This window comes from Streptomyces sp. NPDC007929 (genome assembly GCF_042959065.1).
Lineage (GTDB): Bacteria > Actinomycetota > Actinomycetes > Streptomycetales > Streptomycetaceae > Streptomyces.
Genome location: NZ_JBIBKD010000001.1, coordinates 811,199 through 827,100, shown reverse-complemented (window position 1 = coordinate 827,100; position 15,902 = coordinate 811,199). Strand labels below are relative to the sequence as shown.

14 protein-coding genes are annotated in these 15,902 nt (G+C 72.4%); 10 read left to right on the top strand and 4 right to left on the bottom strand.

Annotated elements, in window-relative coordinates; genetic code table 11:
* Positions 1-129: 129 nt before the first annotated feature.
* Positions 130-1,623, bottom strand: coding sequence for a helix-turn-helix domain-containing protein (locus tag ACFZDE_RS03780; protein ID WP_391197063.1), 1,494 nt, complete (start codon positions 1,621-1,623; stop codon positions 130-132).
* A 172-nt stretch (positions 1,624-1,795) separates the two neighbouring features.
* Between ACFZDE_RS03780 and ACFZDE_RS03775 the strand changes: the two genes are divergently transcribed.
* From ACFZDE_RS03775 to ACFZDE_RS03760, 4 genes are all read left to right on the top strand, one after another.
* Positions 1,796-2,416 (top strand): L-threonylcarbamoyladenylate synthase, encoded by a 621-nt coding sequence (locus tag ACFZDE_RS03775; protein ID WP_189593455.1) that lies wholly within the window; start codon positions 1,796-1,798, stop codon positions 2,414-2,416.
* Between the two features lie 156 nt (positions 2,417-2,572).
* The gene (locus tag ACFZDE_RS03770; protein WP_390992267.1) at positions 2,573-3,328 is read left to right on the top strand and encodes a dienelactone hydrolase family protein; all 756 of its coding nucleotides are present in this window, start codon (positions 2,573-2,575) and stop codon (positions 3,326-3,328) included.
* 121 nt (positions 3,329-3,449) lie between these two features.
* Positions 3,450-4,283, top strand: a complete 834-nt coding sequence (locus ACFZDE_RS03765; RefSeq protein ID WP_390990319.1) for an MHYT domain-containing protein — start codon at positions 3,450-3,452, stop codon at positions 4,281-4,283.
* A 46-nt stretch (positions 4,284-4,329) separates the two neighbouring features.
* Positions 4,330-5,850, top strand: a complete 1,521-nt coding sequence (locus tag ACFZDE_RS03760; protein WP_391197062.1) for a metallophosphoesterase — start codon at positions 4,330-4,332, stop codon at positions 5,848-5,850.
* Between the two features lie 46 nt (positions 5,851-5,896).
* Here ACFZDE_RS03760 and ACFZDE_RS03755 read toward each other — a convergent pair whose 3' ends face one another.
* Together ACFZDE_RS03755 and ACFZDE_RS03750 are read right to left on the bottom strand one after the other, a co-directional pair.
* On the bottom strand, positions 5,897-6,871 hold the full coding sequence (locus ACFZDE_RS03755; RefSeq protein ID WP_391197059.1) for a TauD/TfdA family dioxygenase: 975 nt from the start codon (positions 6,869-6,871) through the stop codon (positions 5,897-5,899).
* A 102-nt stretch (positions 6,872-6,973) separates the two neighbouring features.
* Positions 6,974-8,515: a GH32 C-terminal domain-containing protein gene (locus ACFZDE_RS03750; protein ID WP_391197057.1), complete on the bottom strand. Its 1,542-nt coding sequence runs from the start codon at positions 8,513-8,515 to the stop codon at positions 6,974-6,976.
* A 163-nt stretch (positions 8,516-8,678) separates the two neighbouring features.
* On the opposite strand from ACFZDE_RS03750, the gene ACFZDE_RS03745 reads away from it, so the two are divergent.
* From ACFZDE_RS03745 to ACFZDE_RS03730, 4 genes are read left to right on the top strand one after another with little or no spacing between them, the layout of a single operon-like run.
* The gene (locus tag ACFZDE_RS03745; protein WP_391197056.1) at positions 8,679-10,088 is read left to right on the top strand and encodes an extracellular solute-binding protein; all 1,410 of its coding nucleotides are present in this window, start codon (positions 8,679-8,681) and stop codon (positions 10,086-10,088) included.
* On the top strand, positions 10,085-11,041 hold the full coding sequence (locus ACFZDE_RS03740; RefSeq protein ID WP_391197054.1) for an ABC transporter permease subunit: 957 nt from the start codon (positions 10,085-10,087) through the stop codon (positions 11,039-11,041). Before ACFZDE_RS03745 ends, ACFZDE_RS03740 begins: the two co-directional genes overlap by 4 nt.
* 17 nt (positions 11,042-11,058) lie before the next feature.
* On the top strand, positions 11,059-11,913 hold the full coding sequence (locus ACFZDE_RS03735; RefSeq protein WP_390990337.1) for an ABC transporter permease subunit: 855 nt from the start codon (positions 11,059-11,061) through the stop codon (positions 11,911-11,913).
* The gene (locus tag ACFZDE_RS03730; RefSeq protein ID WP_391197051.1) at positions 11,910-13,286 is read left to right on the top strand and encodes a GH32 C-terminal domain-containing protein; all 1,377 of its coding nucleotides are present in this window, start codon (positions 11,910-11,912) and stop codon (positions 13,284-13,286) included. Before ACFZDE_RS03735 ends, ACFZDE_RS03730 begins: the two co-directional genes overlap by 4 nt.
* On the opposite strand, the gene ACFZDE_RS03725 is transcribed toward ACFZDE_RS03730, so the two are convergent.
* A complete protein-coding gene (locus ACFZDE_RS03725) occupies positions 13,249-14,313 on the bottom strand; it encodes a substrate-binding domain-containing protein (RefSeq protein WP_391197462.1) in 1,065 nt (354 codons plus the stop codon). The genes ACFZDE_RS03730 and ACFZDE_RS03725 overlap by 38 nt on opposite strands.
* 97 nt (positions 14,314-14,410) lie before the next feature.
* On the opposite strand from ACFZDE_RS03725, the gene ACFZDE_RS03720 reads away from it, so the two are divergent.
* Together ACFZDE_RS03720 and ACFZDE_RS03715 are read left to right on the top strand one after the other, a co-directional pair.
* Positions 14,411-15,241, top strand: a complete 831-nt coding sequence (locus ACFZDE_RS03720; RefSeq protein WP_391197049.1) for an aldo/keto reductase — start codon at positions 14,411-14,413, stop codon at positions 15,239-15,241.
* A 40-nt stretch (positions 15,242-15,281) separates the two neighbouring features.
* Entirely contained in the window at positions 15,282-15,896 is a 615-nt protein-coding gene (locus ACFZDE_RS03715; protein WP_391197046.1) for a DNA polymerase ligase N-terminal domain-containing protein, read from the top strand.
* Positions 15,897-15,902 lie beyond the last annotated feature (6 nt).

Below are 15,902 nucleotides of genomic sequence, written 5' to 3'. Positions count from 1 at the left end.
AGCCCTTGTGAACCGTGTCGGTGCCCGCTGCGCGCCCATCCGGACTCACCCGTGCACAGCTGCGTCCGGATGGCCCGCTTTCGTCCCGCCCGGAGCGGGGCAACCGGTTGTCCGGGAGGCAAAGCCGGCTCACGCGGGACGACGGAAATCCGGCACGTCGAGGTCGCCCACGGCCAGGTGGGCCAGCACGACCTCGTAGAGGTCGGTGCCCGCGGCGAGCAGCTGGCGCTCCAGAACGGGTTCGGCGCTGCGGACGTGTTCGCGCACGGTCTGGGCGTGCACGCCGAGGGCCTGCGCGGCCCGCTCGGCGTTTCCGCCGGCGGCGATCCAGGTGCGCAGCGTCCGGCGCGGGTTCCTGGCGTCGGCGTCCAGCCGGCCCAGCAGGTTTTGCGCCCAGGTGCGGACGCCGGGCCCGGACAGCAGGTCGGCGAGCCGCAGCCCCGGGTCGTCGGTGCCGTCGTCGAACCGGGCGTCGGCCAGGCCGATCTGGGTGTTGAGCGCCAGGTGGACGACGGCCCGGACGGTGAGGTCGGCGAAGTCGGTGCCGAGCAGCGTCTCGACGCGTTCCATGCGGGCGCGCACGGTGTTGCGGCTGACTCCGAGGACCTTGGCGGCGTTGACGGCGGTGAACTCCAGGCCGAGCCGGTTGGTGGCGAGGAGTTCGGCGCGGGTGTGGTGCGGCAGGTTGTCGAGCGGGCGCAGCACCCGGGACGTCCAGCCGCGCAGCGCCACGGGGTCCATCAGGCGTTCGGGGTGGGTGCGCTCGGCGTAGACGGCCGTCTTGTCGGGCCGGAAGTGGGCCACGGCCAGGGCGCTGACGGCCTGCCCGTAGGCGGTGGCGGTCCGGGCGAGGCTCTGCCGGACGCTGCCGCCGAGGAAGAGGTCCGGGTGCCGTCCCACCAGGGACCGCAGGGCGTCTGCCGTGGTCTCCCGGGGGCTGACGACGATCACGTGCCCGTCCATGGCGGGGCAGCGCACGACCAGGGCGTCCTCCCGGGTGCTGTCCAGGCATTCCTCTGCGATGCGGTCGCGTACGGCGGGGGCGGACTCCACGACGTACACGCACGCCGTCTCCGCGTCGAGCAGGCCGGGCCAGAGCCCGGCGGCGACGCGGCGGGCGGCGATGGTGTCCTCGACCATCAGCAGTTGCAGGATCGCCAGGCGCAGGTCGGCGGTGGCCCGGCGCAGCCGGTGCCCGGCCGCGGTCGACTCGCCCGCCGCCAGCAGCAGCTCGATCACCTGGGCGGTGCGCGTGACGATCTCGGAGGCCCGCCGGTCGAACGGGGTCTGCCGGGAGACGGCCAGCACGCAGGTGTGGGACGGGTGCTCCACCCTGACCAGCCGCAGGTGGCGTTCCCGGCTCTCCCAGGCCGCGGAGGCGAGCCGGCCGGCGGTGATGTCCCTGACCAGGTCCCCGTCCAGGGGGAGCCGGTTTCCGGCGACAAGGTTCCCGGCGGCGTCCTGGAGCGCCACGGTCGCGCCGACGGTGCCCGCCAGCCAGGCGACGACCCTGCGGACGTCGCGCCCTGCCGGACGCAGATGCTCCAGCAGCTCCGCCGCCCATGCCGGTTCCGTGCCGGCCCGCGTGTCCCGCTGCCTGCCGGCGTCCTCTCGGCCTGTCACCTCGGCCTTCCCCTCGCTCCTCGCGCCGCCTCCGGCGCACCGGTCGGGGACGTTACCTCACGTCCCCGGGGCCCTCACTCCGGCCGGACGCGGGAGAGGGCGGTGGCCCGCGCTCCGGGGGCCGGCCCCCTCCCTGCGCCGACGGCCCTGGCCGGCGGCATAAGCTCGGCGGATGGCGAAGTACTACGACGTGCACCCCGACAACCCCCAGCCCCGCACCATCGGCCAGATCGCCGACAGCATCCGTGCCGACGCTCTCGTCGCCTACCCCACGGATTCCTGCTACGCACTCGGCTGCCGCCTCGGCAGCCGCGACGGCATCGACCGCATCCGTACGATCCGCAAGCTGGACGACCGGCACCACTTCACCCTGGTGTGTCAGGACTTCGCCCAGCTCGGCCAGTTCGTACGGATCGACAATGACGTGTTCCGCGCGATCAAGGCGTCGACGCCCGGCAGCTACACGTTCATCCTGCCCGCGACGAAGGAGGTGCCGCGCATGCTGCAGCACCCCAAGAAGAAGACGGTCGGTGTGCGCATTCCCGACCATGTCGTCACCCAGGCCCTGCTGGCGGAGCTCGGTGAGCCGCTGCTGTCCAGCACCCTGCTGCTGCCCGGCGAGGAGGAGCCGATGACGCAGGGCTGGGAGATCAAGGACCTGCTCGACCATGTGCTGGACGGGGTGGTCGACTCCGGCGACTGCGGTACCGAGCCGACGACGGTCGTCGACTTCTCCGGCGGGGAGGCCGAGATCGTGCGGTACGGCGCGGGGGACGCCTCTCGGTTCGAGTAGACGGCAAAGCCGGAACCAAGGGTGGTTCATGATTCAACCAGGTGTCGCGGGTGGGGCGAAATGCCCTCGAACGGGCGTGTCACGATGAGCGTGATCCGCCCGGTCACGCACGCGGACGGGTTCCTGGCCCCCACCCCGCAGAGAGGCAGCCCCGCCATGACCGCCGTACAGGGAACCGCCGTCGACATCCCCACCGCGGACGGCACCGCCGACGCCTACCTGGCCCACCCCGGCGACGGGGCCGCCCACCCGGCGGTCCTGGTCTTCATGGACGCCTTCGGTCTGCGCCCGCAGCTGCGGTCCATGGCCGACCGGCTGGCCGCCGAGGGCTACACGGTGCTGGTGCCGAACGTGTTCCACCGGCACGGCCGCGCCCCGCTGTTCGACCTGCCCGAGTTCATCGACCCGGGGGCGCGCCCGGAGCTGTTCGAGCGCATCGTCCCGGTCATGCAGGCCCTGACGCCCGAGCTCGCGATGCGCGACGCCGGGGCGTACCTGGGCTGGCTGGACGGGCACCCGGCCGTGGCCGACGGCCCGGTCGCGCTGACCGGCTACTGCATGGGCGCCCGCCTCTCGCTGCTCACCGCCGGCACCTATCCGGAGCGGGTCGCCGCCGCGGCCGGATTCCACGGCGGGCGGCTGGCCACGGACACCCCGGACAGCCCGCACCTGGTGGCCGGCAAGATCGCCGCCGAGCTGTACTTCGGCCACGCCGACCAGGACCCCTCCCTGCCCGAGGAGCAGATCGAGCGCCTGGCGGACGCCCTGACGGCCGCCGGAGTCCGCCACCGGTGCGAGGTGTACACGGGCGCGCCCCACGGCTTCACGCAGGCCGACACCGCGTCGTACCACCGCGAGGGCGACGAGCGGCACTGGGCGGCGCTGCTCGACCTGCTGAAGCGCACATTCTGATCCCAATCGCCTCCCTGGGAACGTGAGTTGACGCCCTACCGACGGTAAGGGCTTGCTTTCCCGTGATCTGTGCGCGTAGACCTTGCTGGGAACTAGCCATGACTCTGGGGGGAGTTGGCTCATGGACGGCACGGTCGACGGGTTCCGCTACGGTGCGGTGACCCCGGTGGCGGCCTATCTGATGGCCTGTCTGGGAGGGGCGCTGGGGCTGCGGTGCATCGTGCGCTCGCTGCTCGACACGCAGTCGTGGAAGGCGGGCTGGCTGGCGTTAGGCGCCGCCTCCATCGGATGCGGCATCTGGACGATGCACTTCATCGCCATGATCGGCTTCCACGTGGAGGAGACCCGGGTCCGGTACGACGCGGCCACGACGGTGCTCAGTCTCGTCGTGGCCGTCGCCGTGGTGGGCGTCGGCGTGTTCATCGTCGGCCTGCGCGGCACCGGCGGTGGCACGCTGGCGGTGGCCGGCGCGATCACCGGACTGGGCGTGGCGGGCATGCACTACCTGGGCATGGCGGCGATGCGGCTGGACGGCGAGGTCGGCTACGACCCGGTCGGGGTCGCGCTGTCCGTGCTGATCGCCATCGGCGCCGCGACCGCCGCGCTGTGGTCGGCCGTCACCATCCGCGGCTTCCTGACGAGCCTGGGCGCGAGCCTGGTGATGGGCGTGGCGGTGTCCGGGATGCACTACACGGGCATGGCCGCCGTCAGCGTCCATGTGCACGACGCGACCGGCGGGACCTGGGAGGGCGACTCGCCCATGTCCCTGCTGCTGCCGATGCTGATCGGACCGGTGGTCTTCCTGCTGCTGGCCGGGGTCGTGGTGATGTTCGACCCCCTGCTGGTGCTGGGCGAGCGGCCGTCCACGTCCCGGCCGGACGCGCAGGACACCAACTCCCCGGCGGGCAAGCGCCCTTCGTGGCGTACGGCCGCCTCGTCCGCGCGGAAGCGGTGAACGGCCCGCCCGCCAAGGGTCATGAGCCGGTTGTTACGGTGCACCGGTGTCTGACTCCTCACGCGATACCGCCGAAGGCGCCGGCTGGGGCACCAGCGAACCGGGCGCGTACCGGAGGTTGATGCCGCCGAAGGCCGAGAAGATCTCCTGGCTGGACCCGAAGATGCTGTGGGTCGCGCGCAACGGCGTGCTGGCCTCCTGGTTCGGGGATCCGACCGGCCGCACGCGCAGCCGGTGGGTGGCGCGGCAGGCGGCCTGCGGCGCACCGGCGGACAAGGTGATCCGGCGCGAGGACCCGGACCGGTTCTCGTTCCTGGTGATCGGTGACACCGGTGAGGGCGACGACCCGCAGTACGCCGTGGTGCCGGGCCTGCTGAAGGTTGGTCAGGACACCCGGTTCGCCGTGCTGGCCAGTGACGTGATCTACCCGGTGGGCAGCGCGGACGACTACGACACCAAGTTCTTCCGCCCGTACCAGGACTACCGGGCGCCGATCTACGCGATACCCGGCAACCACGACTGGTACGAGGACCTCGACGGTTTCATGCGCGTCTTCTGCGACGACGCGCCGCCCCTGCCGCCCGAGCCCCGGCCGCGCCCGCTCACCCGGGCCTGGCTGCGCACCCTGCTGTGGCACCGGCCGCGCCCGGACGCCGGGCAGCACCTCGCCGAGGCACGCACATCGCGCTCCGCCCCCGAGCAACTGGCCGTCCAGCCGGGCCCGTACTGGGCGATCGACGCCGGTCCGATACGCGTCATCGGCATCGACACGGGTCTGCTCGGCACCGTCGACGCCGAGCAGGGCGCCTGGTTGCGCGAGGTCTCCCGGGGGTCCCGGCCGAAGATCCTGGTCACCGGCTCGCCCCTGTACGTGGACGGCCGGCGCGAGCCCTGCGCCATCGAAGGGGGCGGCACCGTCGACGACATCGTCCGCGACCCGGACCACCACTACGTGGCGGCGATCGGCGGCGACATCCACAACTACCAGCGCTATCCGGTGCGGTTGGAGGACGGGCGCACGCTCCAGTACGTCGTGGCGGGCGGGGGCGGCGCGTTCATGCACGCCACCCACACGATCCCCCGGGTCGACGTCGCGGGCGTCACCGAGCGGGACTTCCGCTGCTACCCGCTGCGCGGTGACTCCCTGGCCTTCTACAGCCGCCTCTACGGCCGACGGCTGCGCATGCCCCGCTTCTTCACGCTGACGGAGGCCGAGGCGACGGCCGTGATCGCCGAGCGCCTGGGCATCGGGCCCACCCGCGCGCCGGGCGCCCCGGCCCGTGTCACCCGGCGGGTCCGCCTGGTCGCCGGGCTGCTCGGCACCGGCCGCCGCCCCGACAGGGCCAGGCGCTTCCGGCTGCCGGTGCGGAAGATCTACACGTCCCTGTTCTCGCCGAGCTCGGCGACGTACAGCCCCCCGTTCTTCAAGTGCTTCCTGCGCCTGGACGTCTCCCCGGAGTCGGTCCGGCTGCGCTGCCACGCCGCCACCGGCAACCACGCCCAGGAGGTCGACCCGCCGATCGAGGACGAGGTGACGATCCCGCTGCGACGCCCCCGGGTCTCCTGACCATCGGGCTGTCCGGCGAGAGGGATCCACGCCGGTTCCCGTCAGGTCACCACTCCCCCGGGGCGGTCCCCGTGATCGGCTCCGACGGCGTGCCGTCCACCCCGACGGGCACGTCCCCCGCCAGCATCACCCGGTGCATGATGCGCGGGTGGTCGAGGTGGGCGGTGTCGCCGGGGGCCAGATGCATCGTGGCGCGGTTGTCCCAGAACGCCACGCTGCCCGGCTCCCAGCGGAAGCGGACCGTGTACTCGGGCCGGACCGCCTGCTCCAGCAGCATCTCCAGGATCGCGGCGCTCTCGGGCCGGGAGAGGCCTGCGATCTGCTCGACGTAGTAGCCGTTGACGTAGAGGATCCGTTCGCCGGTCTCGGGGTGGACGCGCACCAGCGGGTGCAGCGTGGCGACCTGACGGTTCAGCAGGTGCCGGACGTAGGCGTCGTCGCCGGGACGGGGCTGGTAGCCGACGCCGAGGCGGTGTTCGGCCCGCAGCCCGTCGACGAACCGCCGCAGCGGCGCGGAGAGCCCGGCGTACGCCGCCGCCAGGTTGGACCAGGTGGTGTCGCCGCCGTAGGGCGGTACGGTCTCGGCGCGCAGGATCGTCGCGGCGGGCGGGTCGACACGGGCGCCGTGGTCGCAGTGCCAGCCGCGCAGCAGGGTGTGGCGGCGGCGCCGCAGCCACTCGTCGTGCTCCATCCCGAACCGCCCGCCCAGTTCCAGCCGGTCGGCGGTCGTCTCGATCCCGGGGAAGTCCGGGGGCGAGGCCTTGCCCCGCCGGGGCAGCTCCACGATCTCGCCGAACCGGCGCGCGAACGCCACGTGCCCGGCGTGGTCCAGCCGCTGCCCCCGGAAGAACACCACCTTCCACCGCAGCACCGCTGCGCGGATCGCGGCGACCACGGCGTCGTCGAGACCGGCCGCCAGATCGACCCCGCTGATCTCGGCACCGATGTACCCGGCGGCCGGTTTCACCTCCAGCCCGGCCTCGCGCGCCATCTCGTCCGTCGTCCGGCTGTCCGTCGTCATGAGCGCTCCGCTGGTCGTGGGCGTGGTTCCTCGTCCCGAAGATCGTGACAGTGATCTCCGCCGAGGTGAAGCCGGCCCCGCCCCCCTTCGGCCGCCCGGGGCCTACACCCTGAACTCGCGGATCACGGTGTTCCGGAACACCGCCTTCCCGTCCACCGTGAAGAGCGCGAGACCCGTGTCGACCAGGTACGGGAAGGCCGCCGAGGAGTGCGTGTACCGGCCGTCGTCCACGAACATCTCCACGGAGGTGCGGTCGACCAGGATGCGAAGCCGCACCGAGCGCCGGGCCGGGTCGAAGGGGCTGCGGCTCTCCTGCCATCTGCCCGTCATGTCGGGGGACACGGTGGGGCGGCGGTTGAGGTAGGCGTAGTCGCGGTGGACACCGGCGTCGATGTGCCGGACGCCGTCCGGGGAGCGCCGCAGCTGCATCCCCACGCCCGTGACCTGGTCCCAGGTGATCTCGCAGCTCAGCTCGTACGCGGTGCCCCGGTAGTCGAGCAGGCGCGTGCCGTCGACCTCCAGATCGCCGAGCTTCACCGTGCGCGAGACGTACCGGTCGAGCGCGGCGACCGGCCGGGACGCCAGGAAGTACCCGCCGTCGCCCCCGCGCTCCAGCGTGATCTCACGGACGATCGAGTCGGTGCCGTTGAAGCCGTCGCTGTCGATGGTGGGCGTGATGTGGGAGTAGTCCCAGTTGTTCAGCCAGCCGATCGCGTAGCGGGTGCCCTCGTCGAGGGTGCCGTCGGGGCCGTGCTTGTCGAAGGTGACCGCGCCGTACCAGTCCCAGCCGTAGTCGAGCCACTGCGGATCGGTGGCGTCGGCGGTGAAGGCGCTGCCGTCGAAGGAGCCCGTCCAGTACGCGTACGTGTGGGGCAGCCCGGCGCCCTTGCCGTTGGCGCTCACCCCGAGCACCCACTTCCGCGTGCCGTCCCCGGCCCGGATCCGGAACAGGTCGGGGCACTCCAGCACACCGATGCCGCCCTTGACGAAGCCGCTGACGTAGGTCCAGGTCTTGAGGTCGGCGGAGTGGTAGAAGCCGACCTTGTCGTTCTCGGCGAGGGTCATCACCCACCGGTCGCGTTCCTCGTCGCGGATCACCTTCGGGTCGCGGAAGTCGCGCACGCCGGGGTTGGCCAGCACCGGGCCGGTGCCGTGCGGGGTGAAGGTGCGGCCGCCGTCGGTGGAGTAGTACAGGTACTGCGCCTGGTCGGCCGGACCGTCGTGCGGAGACATCGTGGCCAGCACGACCACCGCGCCCGCCCCGAAGCCGGCGGTGTCGTGCGTGTCGACGACCGCCGACCCCGACCAGACGTCGCCGTTCGGCGTGGTGTCCTTCGGCACCGCGATCCCCCGGTCCGTGAAGGAGACCAGGTCGGTGCTGGTGGCCAGGCGCCAGGCGGTGCCGATCTCACCGGCGAGGTAGTCGGCGTTGTGCAGGTAGTAGTAGTGATAGCTGCCGTCGATCCAGACCGGCCGCTGCGGATCGTTCTTCCACTGTTCGGGGACGGTGAAGTGGTACCCGGCGCGGTAGCTCGCGCGGGCCGCCTTCGCCTTGGCCACCGCCGGACCGGCCGTCGGCAGCACAGTGCCGGCCGCGCCCACGGCCGACCCGGCGAACAGCGCCCTCCTGGTGATCCCGCGCATCACGCACCTCGTCCCTCTCCTCGGAAACTGCGGCTCATGAGTTCAGGACTTTCGGACCTAACTCGTTAAAGGTCAAGCGCCCGCACGCCTTGACAGGTGCGTTCCGTCCTCACATCATCTGGGGCATCAACCCACGGCTAACACGAGTTAGGCCCCACACACGATGACCGACTCGCACCTCACCCGCCGCGCCCTGCTGCGGTACGGCGCCTATGGCGCGGGCGCCGCCGCCCTGGCCGGCACCGCCGCGAGCTGGGACCGGCTCACCGGAGCCGACATCCCCGGCCGGGACGACGGCTCCCTCGTCGTCGCCACGCTGGGCCCCGCCTACGGGCCGGAGGCCATCCGCACGCTCCAGGAGGGCTTCGCCGAACAGCACCCCGACATCAAGCTCCGGATCAACGCCGTCCAGGCCGTCGACTGGTCGGACTTCTTCGCGAAGATCCTCACCCAGGTCGCCGCGGGCACCGCCCCCGACCTCGTCTACGTCGCCACCGAGGGCGTGCAGCTGTTCGCGCAGCGGCTCGGGGTGGCCCTGGACAAGTGGGTGAAGCGGGACGCGGCCGAACTGAAGGAGTACTTCACCGACGTCCACCCCTCGCTGGTGGAGTCGATGATGTACGAGGGCAGCCTCTATCAGCTGCCGGTGGAGTTCAACGCGGCCGACATGTACTTCAACCGCCAGGTGCTGCGCCGGGCGGGGGCCCACTTCCCGCCGGCCGACTGGACCCGGGACGACTTCACGGCACTCCTGCGCGACATGAAGGAGTCCGGCGGCGCCCGCTTCACGCCGTACTTCTGGACCAACCGGCTGTGGGGCGGCGTGGTGCCCTGGCTGTTCGCGAACGACACCAACCTGCTCACCGAGTCCAAGGCACCCGGCGGCGACTGGCTGTGGAACGGCTTCTACCCCGCCGCGCAGCGCAAGGGCCGCGGCGGGGGCTTCCGCTGGACGACACCGCAGGCCACGCACGAGCGGGTGGAGGAGGTCTACGACTACCTCGCCTCCCTGATCCAGGACGGCCTGTGCACCCGCCCCGAGGGCGGCAACGGCCAGAACCTCATCGGCGTGTTCTCCACCGGCCGGGTCGGCGTCACCCCGGCGGGCGGCTTCTGGGCGGGCGGACTGCACCTGGCCGGCATGGAGCGGGACGGCTTCGACGTGCAGTACTTCCCGCGCTGGCGCACCCAGCGCATGCAGTACGGCGCGGCGGGCTACGCGCTGCTGCGCACCTCGAAGATGCAGGACGAGGCGTGGGAGTTCATCAAGTACGCCGCCCGCAAGGACACCCTGGAGCGGCTGTTCGCCACCAACCAGACCACCCCGGCCCGCCGCTCGCTGCTGACCGCCGACCGCTACGCGAAGACCGGCCCGGCGCACTGGCCGGTCTTCTACGACACCCTCGACCGGTTCCCCGACACGGGACCGATCCCGGCGCCGCCGCAGGTCGCCGAGGTCGAGCAGGTGCTGCTGAAGCACACCGGCACGGCCCTGGCCTCCGCGCGTTCGGTGCGTCCCGCGCTGCGCCGGATGCAGGGCGATCTGGAGAAGGCCATGGAGCGTGACGTATGACGAACACCCAGACACCGCCCGCGCGCGCCGAACGCCCCGTGGCAGCGCCCGCCCCGGCGCCGAAGGGCCCCTCGGCCCGGGACCGCGGCACCCGGCTGCTGGCCACGCTGTTCCTGACGCCGACGATCGTCGGGATCGTGGTCTTCACGGTGGTGCCGATCGTCGGCTCGGTGATCCTGAGCCTGTTCCACTGGAACGTCATCGACTCGCCGTCCTACGCCGGCCTCTCCAACTACGGCGAGGTCTTCGGCGACGAGACCGTGCTGGTCTCCTTCCGCAACACGCTGGTGTTCATGGTGTTCGCGGTGGCGCTGCAACTGCTCGTCGCGCTGACTCTCGCACTGGCCCTCAACGGCCGGATGCCGGTGTGGCTGCGGTCGGTGTTCCGCTCGGCGTTCTTCTTCCCGCTGGTGCTGTCCGCCGCGTCGATCTCGGTGGTGATGAAGTACCTGTTCAACCAGGACTTCGGAGTGATCAACTGGGCGCTCGGCTTCGTGGGGATCGCGCCGGTGCCGTGGCTGACGTCGGAGAACGCGGCGATGGCGACGGTGGTCCTGGTCTATGTCTGGCAGCAGTTCGGCTTCTCGTTCCTGCTGTTCGTCGGTGGGCTGAACAACATCCCCAAGGAGATCCACGAGGCCGCCGCACTCGACGGCGCGACCGGTCTGCGCAAGCACCTGACCGTCACGCTGCCGCTGCTCTCGCCGACGCTACTGGTCGCCTCGGTGGTCGGCATCATCAACGCCCTCCAGGTCTTCGAGCAGCCCTACGTCCTCACCAACGGCGGGCCCGGCGACTCCACCCGCACCGTCGTGATGGTCATCTACGAGACGGCGTTCGAGCAGCTGCGCTTCGGTGAGGCGTCCGCGGTGGGTGTGCTGCTGTTCGTGCTGATCATGGCGGTCACCGCCCTCCAGTTCCGGCTCAGCCGGCGTTTCGTCCACTACCAGTGAGCCGGGTGAGTCCTCCCATGAGCCAAGCAACCCTCTCCACCAGCCGCGTGCGGCACGGGCTCGCGCCCTGGGCGCGGATCGCGGGTCTTGCCGTGTGCGCGCTGCTCACCCTCGGTCCGGTGGTGTGGACGGTGTCCACCTCGCTGCGCACCCCCGCCGAGGCCTTCGACCTCCCGCCGCAGCTCATCCCGTCGAACCCCTCCGCCGAGGCCTACCGCGGGGTCTTCGACCAGATCGACGTCTGGCTGCTGGCGCTGAACTCCACGCTGGTCACGGCGTTGATCGCGGTCGGCCAGATGATCACGGCGGGCCTGGCCGGATACGCCTTCGCCCGGCTGGAGTTCCGCTTCAAGAAGCCGCTGTTCGGTCTGGTGCTGGCGACGATGATGGTGCCGTTGCAGGTCACCATCGTGCCGGTGTTCCTGGTGCTGAAGTCGATGAGCCTGACCGACACCCTGCTCGGGCTGATCATCCCGGCCTTCCCCACCGCGTTCGGCACGTTCCTGATGCGCCAGTACTTCCTCGGCATGCCCAAGGACCTGGGTGAGGCGGCGATGCTGGACGGGGCCGGGCCCTGGCGGACCTTCCGGTCGGTGTACGCCCCGCTGGCCGCGCCCGGCCTCGCGATCGTCGGCGTCCTGGCCTTCAACTACCACTGGAACGAGTTCTTCCGCCCGCTGATCCTGGAGACCTCGGGCCAGAACTACACGTTGCCGCTGGGGCTGGTCTCCCTCCAGGGCAACCTCGGCACCGGGTCCATCTCCGTGGTGCTCGCCGGTGTCGTCCTGTCCATGATCCCCGCCGTCGCCGTGTTCGTCGTCGGCCAGCGCCCTCTGCGTGAGGGCATCACGTCCGCTGGAGTCAACCGTTGAGCCTCGCCGCTCCCCCGCACGACCCGCACGCCCCGCGCTTCAGGGTCCGCCCGCCCGCCAACTGGATGAACGACCCCAACGGTCCCTTCCGCTGGCGTGGTCGCCATCACCTCTTCTACCAGCACAACCCGGACGCCCCGGTGCACGCCAACGTCCACTGGGGCCATGCCTCCAGCCCCGACCTCGCGCACTGGGAGCACCATCCGATCGCGCTCACCCCCACCCCGGGCGGCCCGGACGAGGCGGGCTGCTGGTCGGGGTGCGTGGTCGACGACGGGGGCGTGCCGACGGCCGTCTACACCGGCGTCGACCGGAACCACACCGGGCTCGGCACGATCTGCCTGGCCCGGGCGGCGGACCCGGACGATCCCGAGCTGACCGAGTGGACGCCCCTGCCCGTCCCGGTGGTCACGGGCCCGCCGGAGGGCCTGGACGTGGTGATGTTCCGCGATCCGTTCGTCTTCCGGCACGAGGGCCGGCGCTGGGCGCTGGTCGGCGCGGGGCACGCCGACGGCACGCCCTCGGTCCTGCTCTACGACTGCGACGACCTCACCGACTGGCGGTTCGCGGGTGTGCTGCTGGACGGCCACGACCCGGTCGCCCGGGCCACGTTCGGCGGCCGGGCCACCGGCTGGGAGTGCCCGCAGCTGTACGCCGCGCGGGACGGCGCGTGGGTGCTCGTGGTGTCCCTGTGGGACGGCCATCCGTGGACCACGGGCTACCTCACGGGCCGCCTGGACACGGACCTGCGCTTCACCGCCCGCACGGGCGGCCTGCTCGACCACGGCCGTGACTTCTACGCCCCGGCCGTGCTCCAGGAACCGGACCGGGCCCTGATGTGGGGCTGGTCGTGGGAGGCCCGCGAGCCGGGCGCGGCCGACTGGGCCGGAGTCCTGACCGCGCCGCGGGTCGTCGACGTCCACCCGGACGGGGCGCTGCGGGTGTCCCCGGCGCCGGAGCTGCACCGGCTGCGGGCCGCCGAGCCGTTCGTCACCGCCCCGGGCCGGGCCGCGCTGCCGGCGGCCTACGACCTGACGGTCGGCGCCCGCGCCCGCACCACGGTCGGGCTGCTGAGGTCGGCCGCGGGCGACGCACTGACGGTCGTTCTGGACCCGGACGCGGGCACGGTGACGCTGCACCGGGACGGCTGGCCCCGCGAAGAGGCCGCCGCACCGGTCGTCGTGCCGGTGCCGCCGGGCGAGGAGATCACCCTGCGCGTCCTGGCCGACGGCTCGCTGTACGAACTGTTCGTGGACGACCGGGCCACGGTCACCGAGCGGGTCTACGCACGCGCGGACGACATCAGGGAGCTGAGTGTGACGCCCGGCGCGTCCGTCACCGGATGGGCGCTGGTCCCACCGACGCGCGGCTGATCACCGGGCAGGCCAGACGCCGCACCGTGGCGGGCGGGGTCCGGCCGGTGGCGATGGAGTCGAGGAGCAGCCGCGCCGCGGCCTCCCCCATCGCCCGGTGGGGCAGCGCGACGGTGGTGAGGGGCGGCGCGAGGTGGGCGGCCATGTGCTCCTGGTCGTCGTAGCCCACCACCGACAGATCGCCGGGGACGGTGATGCCGAGCCGGGTCGCGGCGTGCAGGACGCCCGCCGCGACCCGGTCGTTGTAGGCGAAGATCCCGGTGGGCCGGAGCTCGGGCGGGGCGTCGTCGAGGAGGCGTGTGGCGCCCTCGTAGCCGCTGGAGATCTCCCCTCCGGTGCGCACCACCCAGTCGCGCGGGACCGTGATGCCCTCGGCGCGCAGCGCGTCGCGGAAGCCGCGCAGCCGCTCCACCGAGGCGATGTCGTCCTGGCCGCCGACGAGTGCGACCCGCCGGTGGCCCTGCTCCAGCAGCAGCCGGGCCGCCGTACGGCCGCCGGCCCGCTCGGCGGGGATGACGGCGGGCAGCGAGTCGTCCTCGGGCAGGCAGTTGGCGAGGACGGAGTGGGTGCGGTGCAGGCCCTCGGGGACGCGGACGCTGCGCAGCGACATGGCGGCGTAGATGATGCCGTCGACGCGCCGGTCGAGGAGCTCGGCGACCGCCGCGTCCTCCTTGGCCGGGTCGCCGCCGGAGTCGACGGTGAGGACCAGGTGCTCGCCCGCCCAGGCCGTGTCCATGGCGCCGCGCAGCAGCCGTCCGGCGAACGGGGAGGAGGCGATCTCGTCGGTGACCAGGCCGATCACGGCCGTACGGCTGCGGCGCAGGCCGCGCGCGACGGGGTCGGGCCGGTAGCCCAGCTGGGTGGCGGCCTGCCGGATGCGTTCCTGGGTCGCGGGCGAGAGGTTGCCGGCGGCCCGGCCGTTGAACACGAAGGACACGGCGGTGTGCGACACGCCCGCGAGCCGTGCCACGTCCCGCGAGGTGGGCCGTCCCGATCCCGTCGCCGGCTTGTCCTCGGCGCTGCCCATGCCGTCCGCCGCCTTCATCCCCCACCCGTCCGGTTGATCATTGCTCACCCTATCCGTGACGCTGGAGGGACGACACAGTCAACGGGAAGGTCCGACGGTGATCAGCATCCCGGCACACACGCTCCATGACGGTACGACGCTCCCCGCCCTGGGCCTGGGGACCTGGCCGCTCGGCGACGACGAGGCGCAGGCGGCGGTGCTCTCGGCGCTGGAGGCGGGCTACCGCCTGATCGACACGGCGACGAACTACCGCAACGAGAGGGGGGTCGGCCGCGGTGTGGCCTCCGGCGTGGTGCCGCGCGAGGAGGTCGTCGTGACGACGAAGCTCCCGGGCCGGCACCACGGCTACGAGGAGACCCTCGCCTCCTTCGAGGAGTCGCGGGCCCGGCTGGGCCTGGAGTACGTCGACCTGTACCTGATCCACTGGCCGCTGCCGCGCGTGGACCGGTACGTCGACTTCTGGAAGGCCATGATCAAGCTGCGCGAGGAGGGGCTCGTGAAGTCGATCGGCGTCTCCAACTTCACGGCGGCGCACATCGACCGGCTGGAGAAGGAGACCGGGGTGCTGCCCTCGGTCAACCAGATCGAGCTGCACCCGCTGCTGCCGCAGGAGGAGCTGCGCGCCTTCCACGCGGGCAAGGGCATCGTCACCGAGAGCTGGAGCCCGCTGGGGCGGGGCACGCAACTGCTTCGGGACCCCGCCGTGGCGCGGATCGCGCAGGCGCACGGGGTGTCGCCGGGGCAGGTCGTGCTGCGCTGGCACACGCAGGTGGGCGCGGTGCCGATCCCGAAGTCGGCGAACCCCGAGCGGCAGCGCGCCAACCTCGACGTCTTCGGCTTCGAGCTGGGCGAGGACGAGATGCGGTCCGTCGCGGACCGGGCGCGGCGGCGGCTCGGCGGGGACCCCGAGGTGCACGAGGAGTTCTGACGGGTACCCGGGGCGCCCGCGAGGCAGGAAGGAGCCGCAGGTGGCCGAGCGTGACCGGCTGCGGGACTACCGCGGCAAGCGCGACTTCGAGCGGACCGGCGAGCCCCGGGGGCGCGGCGCGTCCGCCGGAGCCCGGCCGCGGTTCGTGGTGCAGATCCACGACGCGAGCACGACGCACTTCGACTTCCGTTTGCAGGTGGGCGGGGTGCTGAAGTCCTGGTCGGTCCCGAAGGGCCCCTCGGCCGACCCGAAGGACAAGCGGCTGGCCGTGCCCACGGAGGACCATCCGCTGGAGTACGAGGATTTCGAGGGCGTGATCCCGCGCGGCGAGTACGGCGGCGGCACGGTGATCGTCTGGGACCACGGCACGTACGAGCCGCTGAGCCACGACCGCGAGGGGCGCCCCGTCGACTTCGCTCAGGCGCTGGAGCGGGGGCACGCCACGTTCCGGCTGCGCGGTTCCAAACTGCGCGGCGAGTACGCCCTGACCCGGTTCCGCGGCGGGAGGGACGGCGACGGCGAGCAGGCCTGGCTGCTGGTGAGGCGGGCCGGGGGCTCGGCCCGTGCGCACGGGGCCCCCGATCCCCGCCGGGCGCGCTCGGTCCGGTCCGGCCGTACGCTCGCCCAGGTCGCCTCGGAGGCGGCCGGGCGGTGAGCCGCC

What these genes read in the sequence shown, in the direction of transcription:
- ACFZDE_RS03775 (WP_189593455.1), top strand. Translation starts at nt 1,796, where the DNA reads ATGGCGAAGTACTACGACGTGCACCCCGACAACCCCCAGCCCCGCACC.
- ACFZDE_RS03770 (WP_390992267.1), top strand. Translation starts at nt 2,573, where the DNA reads ATGACCGCCGTACAGGGAACCGCCGTCGACATCCCCACCGCGGACGGC.
- ACFZDE_RS03765 (WP_390990319.1), top strand. Translation starts at nt 3,450, where the DNA reads ATGGACGGCACGGTCGACGGGTTCCGCTACGGTGCGGTGACCCCGGTG.
- ACFZDE_RS03755 (WP_391197059.1), bottom strand. Translation starts at nt 6,871, where the DNA reads ATGACGACGGACAGCCGGACGACGGACGAGATGGCGCGCGAGGCCGGG.
- ACFZDE_RS03750 (WP_391197057.1), bottom strand. Translation starts at nt 8,515, where the DNA reads ATGCGCGGGATCACCAGGAGGGCGCTGTTCGCCGGGTCGGCCGTGGGC.
- ACFZDE_RS03745 (WP_391197056.1), top strand. Translation starts at nt 8,679, where the DNA reads ATGACCGACTCGCACCTCACCCGCCGCGCCCTGCTGCGGTACGGCGCC.
- ACFZDE_RS03740 (WP_391197054.1), top strand. Translation starts at nt 10,085, where the DNA reads ATGACGAACACCCAGACACCGCCCGCGCGCGCCGAACGCCCCGTGGCA.
- ACFZDE_RS03735 (WP_390990337.1), top strand. Translation starts at nt 11,059, where the DNA reads ATGAGCCAAGCAACCCTCTCCACCAGCCGCGTGCGGCACGGGCTCGCG.
- ACFZDE_RS03725 (WP_391197462.1), bottom strand. Translation starts at nt 14,313, where the DNA reads ATGGGCAGCGCCGAGGACAAGCCGGCGACGGGATCGGGACGGCCCACC.